Source organism: Paratissierella segnis (assembly GCF_014385195.1).
GTDB classification, from domain to species: domain Bacteria; phylum Bacillota; class Clostridia; order Tissierellales; family Tissierellaceae; genus Paratissierella; species Paratissierella segnis.
Genome location: NZ_JACRTG010000028.1, coordinates 37,036 through 53,502, shown reverse-complemented (window position 1 = coordinate 53,502; position 16,467 = coordinate 37,036). Strand labels below are relative to the sequence as shown.

The window sequence follows — 16,467 nt, the reverse complement described above, 5'->3', positions numbered from 1 at the left end:
GTGATGCGAACATATAAATGAGAGGATAAATAAGGGGTGGTGATGCTTTGGAGGAGGAAAACAAATTAATAAGCCGTATACAAAGAACAGGGAATAGAAAAGCAGCTGATGAATTGATCAGAAAATACTATGATGAAATCTACACTTATGTATATAAACAGATGTCAGACAAGCACACTGCTATGGATGTGACTCAAAATATATTTATATCTATGCTTAAGTCTATTTCAACCTATGATAATAAGAAAGCTGGCTTTCGAACTTGGCTGTATCGAATTGGTACAAATAAAATCATTGACTACTTTAGAAAGAACTCTGTTGAAAGAAGAATAATTGATTTAGGAGAATACGATATTGAGGATCAAAGGATGTTTACAATAGATATTGAAAATAAGGAATTGTTGTTGAGACTGCAAGATTATATTAATTCTCTGGACATGAAATCACAGCAGATTTTTAGATTGAAGATATTTGCAGAGTATACCTTTCCCCAGATTGCCAGCATCTTATCCTTGCCGGAATCTACGGTAAAGTCAAATTATTATAGGTTATTAAAAATTATAAGGGAGGAGTTTGAGGATGAATATTATTAAACCTACAAATAGCGAAAAAGAAAATGCAATAGAAAATATTTTATCAAAAGGGTTATCCAAGCCCGATGGACTTATGCAATTTTCAAATAAAATATACCGAACGCTTGGATTTAAATTTATTTTTTTTGATATATCGCAGGCAATAATAATGGCAGTTGCTGTAACCGTGGGATTTTTCCTGCTTTACTCCTTATCTTCACCGCGAAATGTGTACTCCACGTTATATGCAGTATCACCATTGTTTTTTATTACAGTCGTATTCCTTACAGAATTTTTTGAAAGAAATGGCAGTCTGTATGAGCTTAAGATGACCTTTAAATATACAATCCAGGAGGTAATTATCTTTCGAATTTTGTGTTATTCGCTGATAAGTATGGTAATATGCATTTTCATAAGTATAAGTATACCTGATAAATATAATTTTCTTAGAGCAGTTTCCATTACCCTAAGTGCACTATTTATATGTGCAGCATTTACCATATACATTATGAGGAATTTTAATGGCAGATGGGTGCATTTTACTTCACTAGTAGTATGGGTAACAATTGTGCTTCTACCGGTTTTGATTCTCGGTGAAAGCTGGGAATTATTATTATCACAAATCCCTATAGGAATAACTTTAACCGTAAGTGTAATTGGGTTTATTTTATATCTAAATGAAATAAAGAAATTAATTAATATGAATAAAATGGAGGTTCAATATTATGTTGGCAGTTAATAATGTTACAAAAAAATACAATGACTTTACTGCACTTGAGAATATAGATCTTGAATTTGAAAATGGAGTATATGGGTTACTTGCACCAAATGGGGCTGGGAAAACTACTTTGATAAAAATGCTCACCACACTTCTTTTCCCAACAAAAGGGGAGATACTCTGGGAGGGTACAGACATCAGAGCATTAGATGAAAAATATAGGGATATAATTGGGTACTTGCCACAAGAATTTGGATATTATAAGAACTATTCACCGAGACAGTTTCTTGACTATCTGGCAGCATTAAAGGGCATTGATAAGCACGATTCAAAGGAAAAAATAACAGAACTTATGGAATTGGTTGCATTGGAAGATGTATTTGATAAGAAAATGCGAAAGTTTTCAGGCGGAATGATTCAGCGTGTCGGAATAGCACAAGCTTTATTAAATGATCCAAAGATTCTAATACTTGATGAACCCACAGCAGGTCTTGATCCAAAGGAGAGAGTTAGATTTAGAAATATGATTTCCGGTTTGTCTAAGGATAGAATAGTTATCTTATCAACTCATATAGTTTCTGATATAGAGACAATTGCAAATCAGGTCATTATGTTTAAGGATCATAAGCTATTTTGCAATGATTCTCCATCCCATATATGCAATACTTTGGAAGGAAAAGTATATGAAACGTGGGATATTGAGAATGTTAAGACACCTCATATATTGTTAACCCAGAGACAGGAGGGGGACAATACCCTTGTAAAGTTTGCAACAGATATAGAATATAATGGTGAAGCACGCAGAGTAACTCCTACCTTAGAAGATGTATTTTTATATGTGTATAATGATGGGGTGTAATCATGAATATTTACAGACTTGAGCTTAAGAAATTGTATTCATCAGTTACATTATGGGTTCTAATCATACTCTTTTTGGTATTCAATATTTTTCTGGTTATAAGCAATTCCGGTGATAAATATGTTGATTTTATAGGGGAAATATCTCATGAAACAGGATATGTGTTAAATGAAGATTTTTATAATAAATTATCACAGGTACAGGCAAATGATATAGAGGCTGATTATTTAGAGCAGCTTCAACTTGATACGTACCAAGTTGAAGACGTATTTGATGAATATAATATAAATGAAGTAGGAGAAAGGTATATAGAAGCAACTGGTGCGCCGGAGAGATTTGCTAAAATTATGCGAAACAAATACTCTGATTTGCAAAATGTAGTAAATAAAAAGGGTGAAAGTAATGAAGCAATGACACTTTATTTTGCAGGAGCTACTTATTATATGCATCAACTGCTATTTAAAGATTTGATGGGATGGCTGATTGTCGAAGGCGTGCTTATCTCCGCACTTTTAATTTTACTCTCATTAGGATATGAAAATAACAATAGGACTGAAGGCATTGTATATTCAACCAAAACAGGGAGAAATATTCTAAGGTCAAAATTTGCTGCCTCAATATCAGCAGCTCTTGGAGGCTATTTGCTTTTATTTACGGTTACTTTTTTGATTTATTTTAGTATGAACGATTATAGTGGAATTTGGGGCAGTAGTGTTTCCAGTATATTTAATTATAGAAATGATATTATTGCAGGGGTAAGACCCTTTGTTACATGGCATAGTTATAGTGTTTTCACTTATTTCCTTGCAACTATAGCTATGAGTATTGGATTAATTTGTTCCTTTATCCTTGTGGCATTTATTATAGGGACTATAATACAAAACAGCTATATAAGCTTTTTCGTATTTCTAATCATCAACGCACTGATGATTGCTATACCACTTATGATACCAAATACCACATTGTTTAGCTATTATATCAAATATTATTCTATGTTATCACCGGTTTGGCTATGGCTAAAGCATAGTCTGTGGTTTACTGATGGAGATACTGATACCTTATGGAAATATTTTGAGACAATGGGACTTTGTGTATCAATACTTGCTTTAACAGCCTTTTCTATATTGGCTGCAGCTAGATTTAAAAGGAGGGATATCATATGAGAATAATTTTAAACGAGATAAAGAAAATATGGGATTTAAAGCTTATTTTAGTGGCTTTTATAATTAGTGGCTTATTTTATACAATTTTTATGAGTAACTTTATAGTGTTTTTTAAAAATGGACATTCTATAACTGAAGAAATAGAATATGCTATAGAAATGTCAAAAAGATATGGTGCCAAGATTACGGATGCGGAGTTCTCTGATTTTATGAAAGAAAGAGATGTTCTTATATCTGAGGCAGAAGAATATATTGATAAATTCCCTATTTTTTCTGAGGTTGGAATATATAGCTTTGAAGACTATGAAAGAATTCATGAAAAGGATGATCAAACCGAGAGGGAGCATGAGGCTATTTGGACTTTGCTTAGAGAAGAAGGTGATTTTGTAAGATTTAAAATACAAGCTTTGGACTCGATTGAAGGGCGATATCATAATTATCCTTTATATGTATTGGATAGAGCTTTAAACTCAGATGATACACCTGGAAGAGAGCTGATTCGTCTACAGGAAATAAAAGAAAAAGAAGAATATTTAAATATTATGGATGCATATTCATTTGAGAATACAGTCTCATACTCAATCTATTTAGCTATTTTGACTATTTTAATAACACTTGTATTGGTTTCACCACTTGTTGTTAATGATCGTTCAGGAAATATTCATTTGTTGCAATATAGCTCCAAAAATGGAAGAAAGATTTTGCTCCAGCAGTTTATTTCTATTATCATTTCAGCATTTATAATCACTACATTGTTGGTCTTAATATTTGGAGCTATTTATACCGCAAATGGTACATTTGTATTTTGGAACAATGGACTTACCTCATTTTTGAATGTAGCAGTAGATTTTTTCTGGTTTGATTTAACTTATGGTCAGTATATTATATATTATATTTTGCTACTTTATATTTTAAGCATAGGTTCGGCGACAGTAGCCTTTGTGATTTCAAGGTTCAGCCAGAACTTGGTAGTATTAATCATGAAACTTATTCCCGTATTTGGTGTATTCTGTTTAATTAGCTTTAAGGTATTCTTTAAGACCTTCAGCAATGTCAATTTCTTTTATAGATTAACGGGATTACCATGGCTGGAACCAATCGTGTGTTTATTTGTACTGATAATGGGACTAACTTCGTCTGTATATATTTTGCATAGAGAGATAAAAGCCGATTTGCTATGATAATTTAAAATAATATCAGAAAGATTCGCCTAAACTCTTAACAGAAGAAGGGATAGCACCTTATGAACTATCTGAAAGTGAAAAATATATATTACAATCATTTGGAATGGAAGATAATTCACAAATTATTTCTTTTCATGCACCAAAGGAGGCAATAACTTTAAATATAAATATTTATAAACTTGAAGGCGACAAAAATTGGAGTAGTATTGGTGGTGGGGCTATTTCAATAGGTACAGACAGGAAACCTGTCGAGCAATTAACTGGAACTTTCACAATGCAATTAAAAGAAAATTATGCTATTGATTTCAATATAAATTCCAGTGGGAGAGCCCAAAGTTTTAAATTATATTTTTCGACTTTTCATTTCATAATATATTTCACCCTACTTCCACTATAAAAAAGAAATATTGACTTTTATTTTTAAGTAGGGTATTATTAGCATTGGGAATGAAGTTCTCCCTTGGCAATAGCCTAAATCGCTTATTAAGCTGATGACTTCTGCTTACAAACAATATGTTTGTCCTGCAGGTAGCATCAGTTTTTTTGTGCCCTGTGACAAATAAGCGGAGGTAAGAAGTATGTATTATAGTATTTTGTTTCCAGATCGAGAATATGACTATGAATTCCATAGCAATATTCAGCCAGAATATTTCAAGGACTTATGCCTTGATCAAATTATGGATGCGTGCATGAAAGGTGAGGATTTTGACCTCATCCCCCTTTTTTGCACAGCATTAAAGGAACCAGATGAAATTCGATATCGACAGGAGATACTTACTGATATGCAAAATCCGGAACTTCATCAAAGGATTAAGAAGTTTTCTAGTTATATGCGCAGATTGGATCGTGGAATGTCAGCCGTCAAAAAGGATTTTTATTCAAATGACAGCTTCAACAACAATTACTTGACCCAGGGAACTCTGTTGAATTATGCAGAGCAATACTGTCACGCGGCGAGCAGTCTTTGGCCTTAAGGAAAAGCAGTGGTAAATGATTTTGTCCTGGAACAGTCGGAACGAATTATCGTAATTACCGGTCCCAATCAGGGAGGGAAAACCACTTTTGCACGAATGCACTGTTAGATAGCGATATTGAGGTCTTTTCTGTCAGCCACCTATTTGATTTTTCTTACAGCTACTATACCCGGAACCTATCTTATGTCGCTTTTCTGCAGGCTGAACGGCGTTCTGACGGGTACCGTACTTTCCGCATCATTGAGGGTGCCCCTACACAAACCGGGTTTGGAGACGATTTATACCATAAAATTTTTGTGAAAGAAGAATCTAAAGGTGAGGCAGAAATACCATAACTGCTTTGCGACTTGATAGGGAAGGACAAAAATATGTCTTCCTAAACACAGAACATCGAGAAGCGAACTAAAATTATAATAATTAGGAGGACAAAATTATGTTAACAAGCCTTGCTTTAATTTTTTTATGTGGGATGTTATTAGGTTCACTGTTTCAAAAACTTCGGTTGCCGAGTTTGCTCGGTATGCTGATTACTGGGATTATTCTGGGGCCATATGCATTAAATTTGTTGGATGGATCCATCTTATCCATATCCGCAGACTTGAGACAATTGGCACTCATTATCATTTTGACCCGTGCCGGTCTTTCACTTGACTTGAACGACCTTAAAAGGGTCGGGCGTCCAGCTATTCTTATGTGTTTTGTTCCGGCATGTTTTGAAATTCTAGGCATGATTGTGCTGGCACCAAAGCTACTTGGTATTTCTGTGCTGGAAGCCGCTATAATGGGTGCGGTTGTAGCCGCTGTATCTCCTGCTGTGGTTGTCCCCAAAATGCTGAACTTAATGGAAAACGGATATGGTATGAACATGAGTATTCCTCAACTGATTATGGCGGGAGCCAGTGTTGACGATGTTTTTGTAATTGTTATGTTTACGGCATTTACCGGACTTGCAAAAGGGGAAGCAATATCGGCTCTAAGCTTTGCACAAATACCCATTTCAATTATTACTGGTCTTGTTGTGGGAATACTACTTGGTGTGCTACTTTCCGTGGTTTTTAAAAAGATACATGTGCGAGATTCTGCAAAGGTGGTTATTTTGCTAAGCCTTTCATTTCTTTTGGTTGCGGCAGAAAGTGTGCTAGAGGGGTTTGTTCCCTTTTCCGGCCTGCTAGCTGTTATGGCGGTTGGTGTGGCAATTCAGCGTCAACGATCTGAGTTGGCTGATCGTCTATCCTCAAAATTCTCAAAGCTCTGGGTCGCTGCGGAGATTTTGTTGTTTGTCCTTGTTGGGGTGACAGTGGATATTCAATATGCACTGGTATCTGGTGGCGCAACGATTCTACTCATTTTTGGAGCATTGCTATTTAGAATGCTTGGTGTCTTTGTGTGCCTGATTAAAACGAAGCTTAACATGAAGGAACGCCTTTTCTGCATGATCGCCTATACGCCAAAGGCGACTGTACAGGCCGCAATTGGTTCACTGCCTTTGGCAATGGGTCTTCTTTGCGGACAAATTGTCTTAACTGTGGCGGTATTGTCCATTCTAATTACTGCTCCGCTTGGCGCATTTGGCATAGATTTGACTTACAAAAAGCTTCTCATAAGGCAATTAAAAAGAAGTGCTTAAAATAATAAAGTAATATTTTTAGGAGGAAATACTCATGCCTAAAATCAAAGATATATCTAGTATTGAAAACGTCACAATACCATATCTTAGTTATGTTGTTTTATTTGTTTCTATCTTTCATAAGGAACAGCTCTCCTATTGCGATAAGGCTGTCGAAGATACTAATCAATGAATTATCCGATTTGTTGCAGCTCCTTGAAAGCACTCTTAAAATAAAGAGAGCTGATAGATTTATAAAAATAGTCAGAGTTTTCATTTTGGCAGCCATTTTGTTCAGTTTGTATCTACAGGCTGTAAGTTATTTGGTTTCTTAAGTAGTATATAATTAATTTTATAAATGAAGCCCTTTCTTTTGATATTATAAGAAGATAATCAGATGATTACAGAATTACAGTAGCGATCGCAGTAAAGAGTTGCAAGTTAGTATGGAAAAAAGAAGTGTAGTTTATTGTAAAAGCTATATTATATCAAAAGTATATTGATGCTGTGGATCGTTTTTCTTTGATCTGCTTGTAGCTGAAGGAAATAATAAATATAAGGTGATTATATGAAGTATTAAATGGAAAGGAGATAGTATATGATTTATTCATCAGAAGTTGAAGCTATGTGTATGGTAAAACAAGGAACATATCATGGTCCTGCACCAATTCCGGAAGAAGGCAAATGGATCAAAGTAAAAGAAATTCACGAGGTCAGCGGATTAACGCATGGCATTGGATGGTGCGCACCACAACAGGGAGCGTGCAAACTCACCTTGAATGTTAAAATCGGGATTATTGAAGAAGCACTGATTGAAACCATCGGTTGCTCCGGCATGACGCATTCTGCGGCTATGGCAGCAGAAATCCTGACTGGCAAGACAATATTGGAAGCACTCAACAGTGATCTTGTCTGCGATGCAATCAATGTAGCGATGCGTGAGTTGTTCTTACAGCTTGTGTATGGACGAAGTCAAACAGCTTTTTCGGAAGGTGGTCTGCCGATTGGAGCTGGTTTGGAAGATCTGGGTAAAGGACTTCGCAGCCAGATTGGAACTATGTATGATACAAAGGATAAAGGACCGAGGTACCTAGAAATGGCTGAGGGTTATGTAACACGTATTGCGTTAGATAGAAACAGTCTAATAATCGGTTATGAGTTTGTTAATATGGGTAAGGTAATGGAGTTAGTTAAGCAAGGCATTGATGCAAACCAAGCGATTGTAGATGCAACAGGAATTTATGGACGATTTAACGAAGGGATTACTTTCGTTGACCCACGTCATGAATAGGAGGGTAAATGATGACTTTTTTTGAAAACTATGATCGTAGAATCAGTCAAATCAATACAGTTTTATTGCAGTATGGGATAAACTCTTTAGATGAAGCAGAACAGATATGTTTGAATAATGGTTTTTCACCTGCGGCAATTGTAAAAGAAATTCAGCCTATAGCTTTTGACGATGCATGCTGGGCATATGTTGTTGGTGCAGCTATTGCAATTAAAAAAGGATGTTTGAAAGCCACTGAAGCGGCAGATGCAATTGGAATCGGTCTTCAGTCCTTTTGTATTCCCGGCTCTGTAGCAGATGATAGGAAGGTTGGAATTGGTCACGGAAAACTTGCAGCCATGCTCTTACAGGATAATGTTGAATGTTTTGCGTTTCTAGCAGGCCATGAGTCTTTTGCTGCTGCTGAGGGTGCAATTGGAATTGTCCGTGCAGCAAACAAAAGTCGTAATAAACCATTAAGGGTTATTCTGAATGGGTTAGGTAAAGATGCGGCACAGATTATTTCACGAATCAATGGATTTACCTATGTGAAAACCCAATTTGATTATAATACGGGAATATTATCTGTAATTGATGAAATATCCTATTCAGATACGGAACGTAAAGAAATTCGCTGTTACGGTTCTGATGATGTGCGTGAGGGTGTAGCTATCATGCATTTGGAAGATGTAGATGTTTCAATTACCGGAAATTCTACCAATCCTACACGTTTTCAGCATCCTGTTGCAGGAATTTACAAAAAGGAGTGTGTAGAGCGAGGTAAACACTACTTTTCTGTTGCTTCCGGCGGCGGTACTGGACGTACACTTCATCCCGACAATATGGCGGCTGGACCTGCTTCTTACGGCATGACAGATACCTTAGGACGTATGCATTCCGATGCCCAGTTTGCCGGTTCCAGCTCTGTGCCTGCACACGTTGAAATGATGGGATTTTTAGGAATGGGAAATAACCCAATGGTGGGTGCAACTGTCGCTGTTGCTGTTGCCGTCGAGCAATCTATGGCCTAGTATTGTCATTAAATATAAATAATTCATTAACTAAAGAAAGGGTGTGTACTATGAAAAAAATACTTATCCCACTTGACGGTACAGAAAGAAGTAAAAAATCAATTGAGCTTGTTCAAGATTTATATATGCCGGAAAGCATAGAAGTAATATTACTTGTAGTTAGGGAAGACTTAGATATGATACGCTCAAAGATGGAGTATGAAGATGCAAAAAAAGAAATAATGCCAATATTGGATGAGGCTGAAGAACTTTTGAAAAGTTATAATATTAGCAAGCATGTTTCATTTGGTCGTGCCGGCGAAGAAATATTAGAAACTGCAAAATTGGGAAATGCCGATATTATTGTTATGACTAAATCAACACGTAAAGGCTGGGTAAGTATGATCGGATCAGTTGCAATGCATGTTGTCAAATACGCTACTTGCATTGTTATGATTGTTCCAGAATAATAGAGGAATTATTAAAAAGTAAGTTGGAATTGACTCATATCCTCTTAGGTTGTATGATTAATATAGAGGAAATGAAGTTCTCCCTTGGCAATAGTCTAAATCGCTTTTCAAGCTGATGACTGGCAACTCCTCTTTATATTTATTCGGGGAAAAAATATGAAATGGGGGAATAGCGAAGTGAACTTTATATAAGAATCTGTGATTATTTATTCCTAATTGAAACAACAAAAAACTCTTTAGTCCATGGATTAAAGAGTTTTTTAAGTGGTGCCGGTGGTGGGACTCGAACCCACACACTCATGTGGATAACAGATTTTGAGTTTACAAGTCATTTAGAAGTATCTGGAATGCAGTGGAACAAATTGGAACTTTAGAACTCGTAAAACCTGCATAAAAGCAGCTTTAAGCATGACGAGCATGCTTTCCTGTAGTTACTAGCACCTATGAAAACCACAATTTTATGAATATAAATCACGTTGGAGAGATATTAGGAGGGACATGGAGGAATTTCTATTATCTACTGCAGATAAGGTACCGCAAATTTTAGATTACGCAGTCAGATCTATCACTGATAAATGATTATAAGAGTTGACTAAAAATGAGAGATAAACAATATTATCGAAAAAAATTTAAAAATTATCCAGATGGTTGTGACATTTGAACAACTTAGAGAAATGCTCGGTGATAAATAAACCTCAAGCTAAAGATAGATGGTATTTTATTAACAATTGTAGATAGCCGAATTGTTATTTGAGGATGGAATTTTGTGGGACATTTTGTTCTCCAATTTTTTTGTGAAGTGAAACTAACTCCAGAACATTTTAAAGAAATCTACGAATATAAGGAATGCAAAGACAAGAGTAATCCTGTTTTGAAAATGAAATATTATAAAGATTAGGTGTGAATGTAGGTGGATAACTATGGTGAGATTCTAAATTATCAGTCGGATGATGGATTAACAAATATCGAGGTCAAAGTCCATGATGACACTGTATGGTTGATACAGCAGCAAATGGCTGATTTATTCCAGACCTCTCGCACAAATGTGGTAGAATATATTAAACATATCTATGAAGAGGGTGAACTTGATGAAGATTCAACCTGTCGGAATTTCCGACAGGTTCGAAAAGAAGGCAATCGTGAGGTGGCACGAGAAATGCTATTTTATAATCTTGATATGATTATTCCCCTTGGGTATAGGGTAAAGCCTGTAATTGCGACTAATTTTAGACGTTGGGCAACGGAGCGCTTAAAAGAATATATGATCAAAGGTTTTACTATGGATGATGAACGATTGAAAGGAAATGGCGGCGGTAACTACTGGAAAGAGTTGCTTGTCCATATTAGGGATATTCGTTTGTTGCGTCCAGCACTTTTTTATGAAACGATGCTAAGAATGGTGTAAAATATTATGGTATGGTAAAATATAATCATCCAACAAAGATATAGTTTCGTAGTGGAAAAAAATATAGGCTTACGATACAATCCGAGCTGACGTACGAGTGAAACATAACAGGTAAGGAATGTCATGTATAAATGGTAATTTAGGTTCAAAGATACTGTTGTCAACCGATAATTGCGTGATAGTTGGTGGAAGCAACCACCCTTTTTAAGTATCATAGAGCCATAAAATCGAAAGGAGAAATTAAAATGTACGACTTGTGGGTTTATCGAGTGGCTGGCATTGTAAGTATACTGTTTTTTTTGGTGTTAGCTGTTGCAGCGGTATATCTATTTATACTGATTATTAAGGCATTGAGAAAATATGTTCGTTCTAAAGATGTCAGGGAGGAAAAAAGAGTTACCTTAAAATCCTTGTCGCAGGTGCTTAGAGAAAATAGAACAAGGTGCAAAATGACACAGGAGTTTGTCGCGGAAACATTGGGTGTCAGCAGGCAGGCTGTTTCAAAGTGGGAAAATGGAACATCAGACCCAAGTACCTCTAACCTTATGGCACTTGCCAAACTTTATGGCATATCTGCGGAGGAGCTAATACGGGAAACGGATAGCTATTCTCAACAAGATAAAAGTGGAAATGCTTCAAAGGAGGACGGTGAGTAATGCAAACTAACACAATTCTAAATATTAAATCAAATAGCCGAAAGTGGCAGATATTAGACGCAACAAACATTAAGCTGATTGCAGTCGTTTTAATGTTCGTAGACCATATTTATCAAATGGGGCACATGCAGGGGCCCCGATGTGGCTTGACATCTTTGGCAGACCCGTTTTCCCGATGTTCTTGTTCATTGCCGCTGAAAGTTTCCACTACACACGCAGTAAGAAGAAGTACCTGACGCGCCTGCTCTTTGCCAGTTGGGGAATGATAATTTTCACAACTCTTTTAGAGCGCATTGTTCCGAACAAAAATATAGTGTTGATGAATAATGCATTTAGCACCTTTTTTGTGTCAGGATTATATATGCTGTTTTGGGATTGGCTTGTGGAGGGTATACGGAATAAATCACCCAAAAAAATAATGAAAGCCATATTATTGGGGTTAATACCGATTTTATCTGCACTCCCGCTTTTTGCCGCTGGTATGCTTGCTTCCAATGAGAATGTACCGCTCTTTGTTCCGCAAATTCTTGTGCTGATTGGAATGTTCATACCAAATATAATGACGGTGGAAGGTACCTACATTTTTGTTATATTAGGCCTATTATACTACATTTTTAGAAAGCACAGGTTTGTTCAGATTTTAATATTGCTTTTGTTGTCGGTAATACTCTATATAGGAAATCCTGTTGGTAGTATTCAATGGCTCGTGTGTTTAGCGACAATTCCTATGGCATTATATAATGGAGAGCGTGGGCGCGGAATGAAAAACTTCTTTTATATCTTCTATCCGGCACATATCGGCCTGTTGTATCTCATATCAACATTTTTCGGATAATTGACGATGGAAATAAACGGGGTACGGTGAGTATGAATTGCTTACCACACGCTATCAAATGGGCTTTATGAGCTTGACTTGGGGGTAACCCGCTTTGGCTTTATTGAACAGGGTATTTTGTAGGTGAAGAGCATGTTTAAATTAATTTGCTGTGAACTCTACTGTGTTCTTCTCAGATAGAGGCTCAAAATTATGAGTAGATGGAGATAACAAAAAACTCTTTAGTCCATGGACTAAAGAGTTTTTTTAAGTAGTGCCGGTGGTGGGACTCGAACCCACACACCCTTGCGGATAACAGATTTTGAGTCTGTCTCGTCTGCCAATTCCGACACACCGGCAAGTAACTACAAAAATCATCTTAACACATATCAAATAAAAAATCAATAAAAATTTCCACTTATATTTACCTAGCACATTATATAAGGTATACTATTTATATGACTAGTGAGGAGTGGTGTAAATGGATACAAAAAATTTCGTAATAATAGATGGCAGTTCTCTTTTACATAGAGCTTTTTATGCATTGCCGTTGCTTTCAACCAAAAAGGGAATTTATACAAATGGCGTATACGGTTTTTTAACTATGTTATATAAGATACAAGAAGATTATACTCCTGCATACATATGTGTTGCCTTTGATAAAAAAGGACCTACATTTAGGCATAAGGAGTATAAAGAATACAAGGGGACTAGACAAGAAACTCCATCCGAATTGGCTCAGCAATTTCCTATCATAAGAGAAATACTTGATGCTATGAATATTACCATATTGGAGATGCAAGAATATGAGGCGGATGACATAGCAGGTACATTGGCAAAGATGGGAGAACAAAAGGATTTGGATGTTATTTTGGTGACAGGAGATAGGGATTATCTTCAGCTTGCCAGTGATAAAACCAAAGTCCTAATTACCAGAAAAGGAATCACAGAGCTAGAAATATTCGATAGAGAAAAAATAATTTCTGAATATGGTATAGAGCCCAAACAATTCATAGATTTGAAAGGACTTATGGGAGACAAATCCGACAATATACCGGGTGTTCCGGGGATAGGCGAGAAGACAGGACTTAAGCTTATAAGAGAATATGGATGCATAGAGAATGTATATAAAGATATAGACAATGTAAGCGGCAAAAAATTAAAGGAAAACTTAATAGAAAATGAAAGCATAGCATATATTAGTAAAAGATTAGGTCAGATAATTACCACTGTTCCTTTGGAGGTGGAAGTCGATGATCTAATAGTAAAGGAAGCAGACTGGTATAATTTAAAACAACAATTTGAAGATTTAGAATTTAAAAGTTTACTGGATAAGATACCTAAAGAATTTACCCAAAAAAATGAAGAAATAAATTATGAATATGATTTTAAAAACGTTGATAAAAGTAAATTTGAGGATTTAGCAAATTATATACAAAAATCAGGGAAATTTGCATTTAAATTTGTTAATGGCAATTCAAATTATATTGAAAGCAGTATTATTGGAGTAGGTATAAAGCCCAAGGGTGAGGCTACCTATTATATCAATCTAGAAAATAATATGGATGAATTTGTTTCTATTTTTAAACCAATATTTGAAGATAAAACTATAAAAAAAATTGGGCATAATCTCAAACTGGACATAGTTCAGCTGTTTAAACTGAATATTCATATGGATAATTTTGTGTTTGATTCTATGATAGCGCAGTATCTTATAAATCCAAGTCAAACGGATTACTCAATAAATCAATTGAGTGAGGATTATTTTGGGACATATGGAATAAGCGAAGAAGATCTATTGGGGAAGGGAAAGAATGCTAAAAATTTTAATCAGATAGATTTAGAAGAAATATCAAAATATATATCCTTTATGCTTGATACTGTCTTCAAATTGGAACCTACTATGTTAGATACCATTGAGGAACAGAATATGGATGAACTACTTTTTGATGTGGAGCTTCCTTTAATAGAAGTATTGGCTAGTATGGAATTTTACGGTTTTGAAATCGATAAAGATGAACTGATTAAATTAGGGAAAGAATATGATGATGAGATAAATGATTTGACCAATTCAATCCACGAATTGGGCGGAATGGAGTTTAATATCAATTCTCCTAAACAAATAGGAGAAGTTTTGTTTGAAAAGTTAAACTTACCCATTATTAAAAAGACAAAAACAGGATATTCAACTGATGTTGAAGTCTTAGAAAAACTAAAGGATCAGCATCCAATAGTAAATAATATTTTAAGATACAGGCAAATCGTAAAATTAAAATCCACTTATATTGATGGGTTATTAAATCTTATAAATAAAGAGACTAATAGGATTCATTCAAGCTTCAATCAGACGATAACCACAACAGGTAGGATATCAAGCACAGAACCTAACTTGCAGAATATCCCCGTCAGGACGGAAGATGGGAGAAGGATAAGAAAGGCATTTATTGCCAAGAATCCGGATTATAAATTGCTTGATGGAGATTATTCTCAAATTGAACTTAGAGTCCTTGCTCATATTTCAGGCGATCCTAAAATGATTGAAGCATTTAAAAACAATGATGATATCCACCAAAAAACAGCCTCAGAAGTTTTTCATGTTCCTTTGGAAGAAGTTACACCTGTTTTAAGATATAGAGCTAAGGCAGTAAATTTTGGTATTATATATGGTATTTCGGATTTTGGGTTGTCCAGAGATTTAAATGTTTCCAGAAAAGAAGCAAAGGAGTATATTCAAAAATACTTGGAAAATTACAAACTCGTTAAAGAATATATGTCGGATATAGTGAATAAGGGTAAAGAGCAAGGATATGTGGAAACCCTTCTTCATAGACGTAGATTTATACCGGAATTGAAAGCTAAAAACTTCAATGTACGTTCTTTTGGTGAAAGGATTGCCATGAATACTCCAATTCAAGGAAGTGCTGCTGATATAATTAAGATGGCAATGGTTAAGGTATACAATGAATTAAAGAAAAGAAATTTGAAATCCAGATTGATCCTTCAAGTACATGATGAGCTGATTATCGAAACATATGTAGATGAAATAGACTTGGTCAGAGAAATTATGAAAGACACAATGGAAAACTGTATAGATTTATGTGCTCCGCTGAAAGTTGATATTTTGATGGGGGATAGTTGGTATGATACAAAATGATTGTACCCTAATCGGACTGACAGGGGGTATAGGAACCGGGAAATCAACAGTTTCAGATATGTTAAAAGAAAAAGGATATAAGGTTATTGATGCAGACAAAATCTCAAGAGAAGTTGTAGAGACTGAGAAACCGGCATATAAGAAAATAGTAGAGGTATTTGGAACGATAATTTTATTTGAGGATGGAAGCATAGACAGGAAAAAGCTTGGAAAATTGATATTTGCAAATGAAGATTTTAGAAATCGATTGAATGATATTGTCCATCCGTATGTTTGGGAATCTATAAAAAATGAAATTACGAGGGATTGCATTAATAATCATATCATCTTTCTTGATATAGCTTTATTGATAGAAGAAATAGATAAATTGGGTAAATACGATATTGAGTTAAATGAGATCTGGTTGGTATATGCATCTTATGAGGTTCAACTTTCGCGCCTTATGAAAAGGGATGGTATTTCTAAAGAATATGCCATAGACAAGATTAATTCTCAAATGGAATTAGAAGATAAAAAGAGATATGCTGATAGAATAATTGATAATTCAGGAGATCTTGACAGTTTAAAGAAAAATATAGATAGTTTACTAGAGGAATTTGCTTAAAGTTTGGA

General features: G+C 35.3%; 17 protein-coding genes, 1 tRNA gene and 1 riboswitch. Of the genes, 17 read left to right on the top strand and 1 reads right to left on the bottom strand.

The genetic code is table 11. The features are described 5' to 3' along the window. Positions 1 to 47 precede the first annotated feature (47 nt). The 15 genes from H8707_RS11745 to H8707_RS11675 all read left to right on the top strand — a co-directional run bounded on the left by H8707_RS11745 (position 48) and on the right by H8707_RS11675 (position 12,722). Positions 48 to 593 carry an RNA polymerase sigma factor gene (locus H8707_RS11745; protein ID WP_262430324.1) on the top strand — a complete coding sequence of 182 codons (546 nt, stop codon included), beginning with the start codon at positions 48 to 50 and terminating at the stop codon, positions 591 to 593. Beyond that, entirely contained in the window at positions 580 to 1,311 is a 732-nt protein-coding gene (locus tag H8707_RS11740) for a hypothetical protein (RefSeq protein WP_262430323.1), read from the top strand. The genes H8707_RS11745 and H8707_RS11740 overlap by 14 nt, the downstream gene beginning before the upstream one ends. Beyond that, positions 1,298 to 2,149: an ABC transporter ATP-binding protein gene (locus H8707_RS11735; RefSeq protein ID WP_262430322.1), complete on the top strand. Its 852-nt coding sequence runs from the start codon at positions 1,298 to 1,300 to the stop codon at positions 2,147 to 2,149. Before H8707_RS11740 ends, H8707_RS11735 begins: the two co-directional genes overlap by 14 nt. Before the next feature lie 2 nt (positions 2,150 to 2,151). Next, a complete protein-coding gene (locus H8707_RS11730; RefSeq protein WP_262430321.1) occupies positions 2,152 to 3,312 on the top strand; it encodes a hypothetical protein in 1,161 nt (386 codons plus the stop codon). Continuing rightward, the gene (locus H8707_RS11725) at positions 3,309 to 4,493 is read left to right on the top strand and encodes a hypothetical protein (RefSeq protein WP_262430320.1); all 1,185 of its coding nucleotides are present in this window, start codon (positions 3,309 to 3,311) and stop codon (positions 4,491 to 4,493) included. The genes H8707_RS11730 and H8707_RS11725 overlap by 4 nt, the downstream gene beginning before the upstream one ends. A gap of 106 nt (positions 4,494 to 4,599) precedes the next feature. Continuing rightward, complete coding sequence (locus tag H8707_RS11720) at positions 4,600 to 4,893, top strand: hypothetical protein (protein WP_262430319.1); 294 nt, start codon at positions 4,600 to 4,602, stop codon at positions 4,891 to 4,893. A 37-nt stretch (positions 4,894 to 4,930) separates the two neighbouring features. Further along, a riboswitch (Fluoride riboswitch) is annotated at positions 4,931 to 5,004 on the top strand. Positions 5,005 to 5,089: 85 nt separating this feature from the next. Beyond that, entirely contained in the window at positions 5,090 to 5,470 is a 381-nt protein-coding gene (locus H8707_RS11715; protein ID WP_262430318.1) for a hypothetical protein, read from the top strand. 433 nt (positions 5,471 to 5,903) lie between these two features. Next, positions 5,904 to 7,097 (top strand): cation:proton antiporter, encoded by a 1,194-nt coding sequence (locus tag H8707_RS11710; RefSeq protein WP_262430317.1) that lies wholly within the window; start codon positions 5,904 to 5,906, stop codon positions 7,095 to 7,097. A 34-nt stretch (positions 7,098 to 7,131) separates the two neighbouring features. After that, positions 7,132 to 7,269: a hypothetical protein gene (locus H8707_RS11705; RefSeq protein ID WP_262430316.1), complete on the top strand. Its 138-nt coding sequence runs from the start codon at positions 7,132 to 7,134 to the stop codon at positions 7,267 to 7,269. A gap of 405 nt (positions 7,270 to 7,674) precedes the next feature. Beyond that, on the top strand, positions 7,675 to 8,367 hold the full coding sequence (locus H8707_RS11700) for an iron-sulfur cluster assembly scaffold protein (protein ID WP_262430315.1): 693 nt from the start codon (positions 7,675 to 7,677) through the stop codon (positions 8,365 to 8,367). Positions 8,368 to 8,378: 11 nt separating this feature from the next. Further along, on the top strand, positions 8,379 to 9,377 hold the full coding sequence (locus tag H8707_RS11695; protein ID WP_262430314.1) for a GGGtGRT protein: 999 nt from the start codon (positions 8,379 to 8,381) through the stop codon (positions 9,375 to 9,377). A 50-nt stretch (positions 9,378 to 9,427) separates the two neighbouring features. Next, the gene (locus H8707_RS11690) at positions 9,428 to 9,826 is read left to right on the top strand and encodes a universal stress protein (RefSeq protein ID WP_262430351.1); all 399 of its coding nucleotides are present in this window, start codon (positions 9,428 to 9,430) and stop codon (positions 9,824 to 9,826) included. 910 nt (positions 9,827 to 10,736) lie between these two features. Continuing rightward, complete coding sequence (locus H8707_RS11685; protein WP_262430313.1) at positions 10,737 to 11,231, top strand: virulence RhuM family protein; 495 nt, start codon at positions 10,737 to 10,739, stop codon at positions 11,229 to 11,231. A gap of 245 nt (positions 11,232 to 11,476) precedes the next feature. Then, positions 11,477 to 11,887: a helix-turn-helix domain-containing protein gene (locus H8707_RS11680; protein WP_262430312.1), complete on the top strand. Its 411-nt coding sequence runs from the start codon at positions 11,477 to 11,479 to the stop codon at positions 11,885 to 11,887. A gap of 139 nt (positions 11,888 to 12,026) precedes the next feature. Next, positions 12,027 to 12,722, top strand: a complete 696-nt coding sequence (locus H8707_RS11675; RefSeq protein ID WP_262430311.1) for a conjugal transfer protein TraX — start codon at positions 12,027 to 12,029, stop codon at positions 12,720 to 12,722. A 254-nt stretch (positions 12,723 to 12,976) separates the two neighbouring features. Here the strand turns inward: H8707_RS11675 and H8707_RS11670 are convergent. Further along, positions 12,977 to 13,060: transfer RNA gene (locus H8707_RS11670), tRNA-Leu, on the bottom strand. A gap of 122 nt (positions 13,061 to 13,182) precedes the next feature. Between H8707_RS11670 and polA the strand changes: the two genes are divergently transcribed. Then, a complete protein-coding gene (gene polA / locus H8707_RS11665; RefSeq protein ID WP_262430310.1) occupies positions 13,183 to 15,855 on the top strand; it encodes a DNA polymerase I in 2,673 nt (890 codons plus the stop codon). Further along, positions 15,842 to 16,459: a dephospho-CoA kinase gene (gene coaE, locus H8707_RS11660; protein WP_262430309.1), complete on the top strand. Its 618-nt coding sequence runs from the start codon at positions 15,842 to 15,844 to the stop codon at positions 16,457 to 16,459. The genes polA and coaE overlap by 14 nt, the downstream gene beginning before the upstream one ends. Positions 16,460 to 16,467 lie beyond the last annotated feature (8 nt).

Coding starts and splice junctions, on each gene's coding strand:
- H8707_RS11730 (WP_262430321.1), top strand. CDS start 2,152: ATGAATATTTACAGACTTGAGCTTAAGAAATTGTATTCATCAGTTACA.
- H8707_RS11710 (WP_262430317.1), top strand. CDS start 5,904: ATGTTAACAAGCCTTGCTTTAATTTTTTTATGTGGGATGTTATTAGGT.
- H8707_RS11700 (WP_262430315.1), top strand. CDS start 7,675: ATGATTTATTCATCAGAAGTTGAAGCTATGTGTATGGTAAAACAAGGA.
- H8707_RS11740 (WP_262430323.1), top strand. CDS start 580: ATGAATATTATTAAACCTACAAATAGCGAAAAAGAAAATGCAATAGAA.
- H8707_RS11675 (WP_262430311.1), top strand. CDS start 12,027: ATGTGGCTTGACATCTTTGGCAGACCCGTTTTCCCGATGTTCTTGTTC.
- H8707_RS11695 (WP_262430314.1), top strand. CDS start 8,379: ATGACTTTTTTTGAAAACTATGATCGTAGAATCAGTCAAATCAATACA.
- polA (WP_262430310.1), top strand. CDS start 13,183: ATGGATACAAAAAATTTCGTAATAATAGATGGCAGTTCTCTTTTACAT.
- H8707_RS11725 (WP_262430320.1), top strand. CDS start 3,309: ATGAGAATAATTTTAAACGAGATAAAGAAAATATGGGATTTAAAGCTT.
- H8707_RS11680 (WP_262430312.1), top strand. CDS start 11,477: ATGTACGACTTGTGGGTTTATCGAGTGGCTGGCATTGTAAGTATACTG.
- H8707_RS11705 (WP_262430316.1), top strand. CDS start 7,132: ATGCCTAAAATCAAAGATATATCTAGTATTGAAAACGTCACAATACCA.
- H8707_RS11690 (WP_262430351.1), top strand. CDS start 9,428: ATGAAAAAAATACTTATCCCACTTGACGGTACAGAAAGAAGTAAAAAA.
- coaE (WP_262430309.1), top strand. CDS start 15,842: ATGATACAAAATGATTGTACCCTAATCGGACTGACAGGGGGTATAGGA.
- H8707_RS11735 (WP_262430322.1), top strand. CDS start 1,298: ATGTTGGCAGTTAATAATGTTACAAAAAAATACAATGACTTTACTGCA.
- H8707_RS11720 (WP_262430319.1), top strand. CDS start 4,600: ATGGAAGATAATTCACAAATTATTTCTTTTCATGCACCAAAGGAGGCA.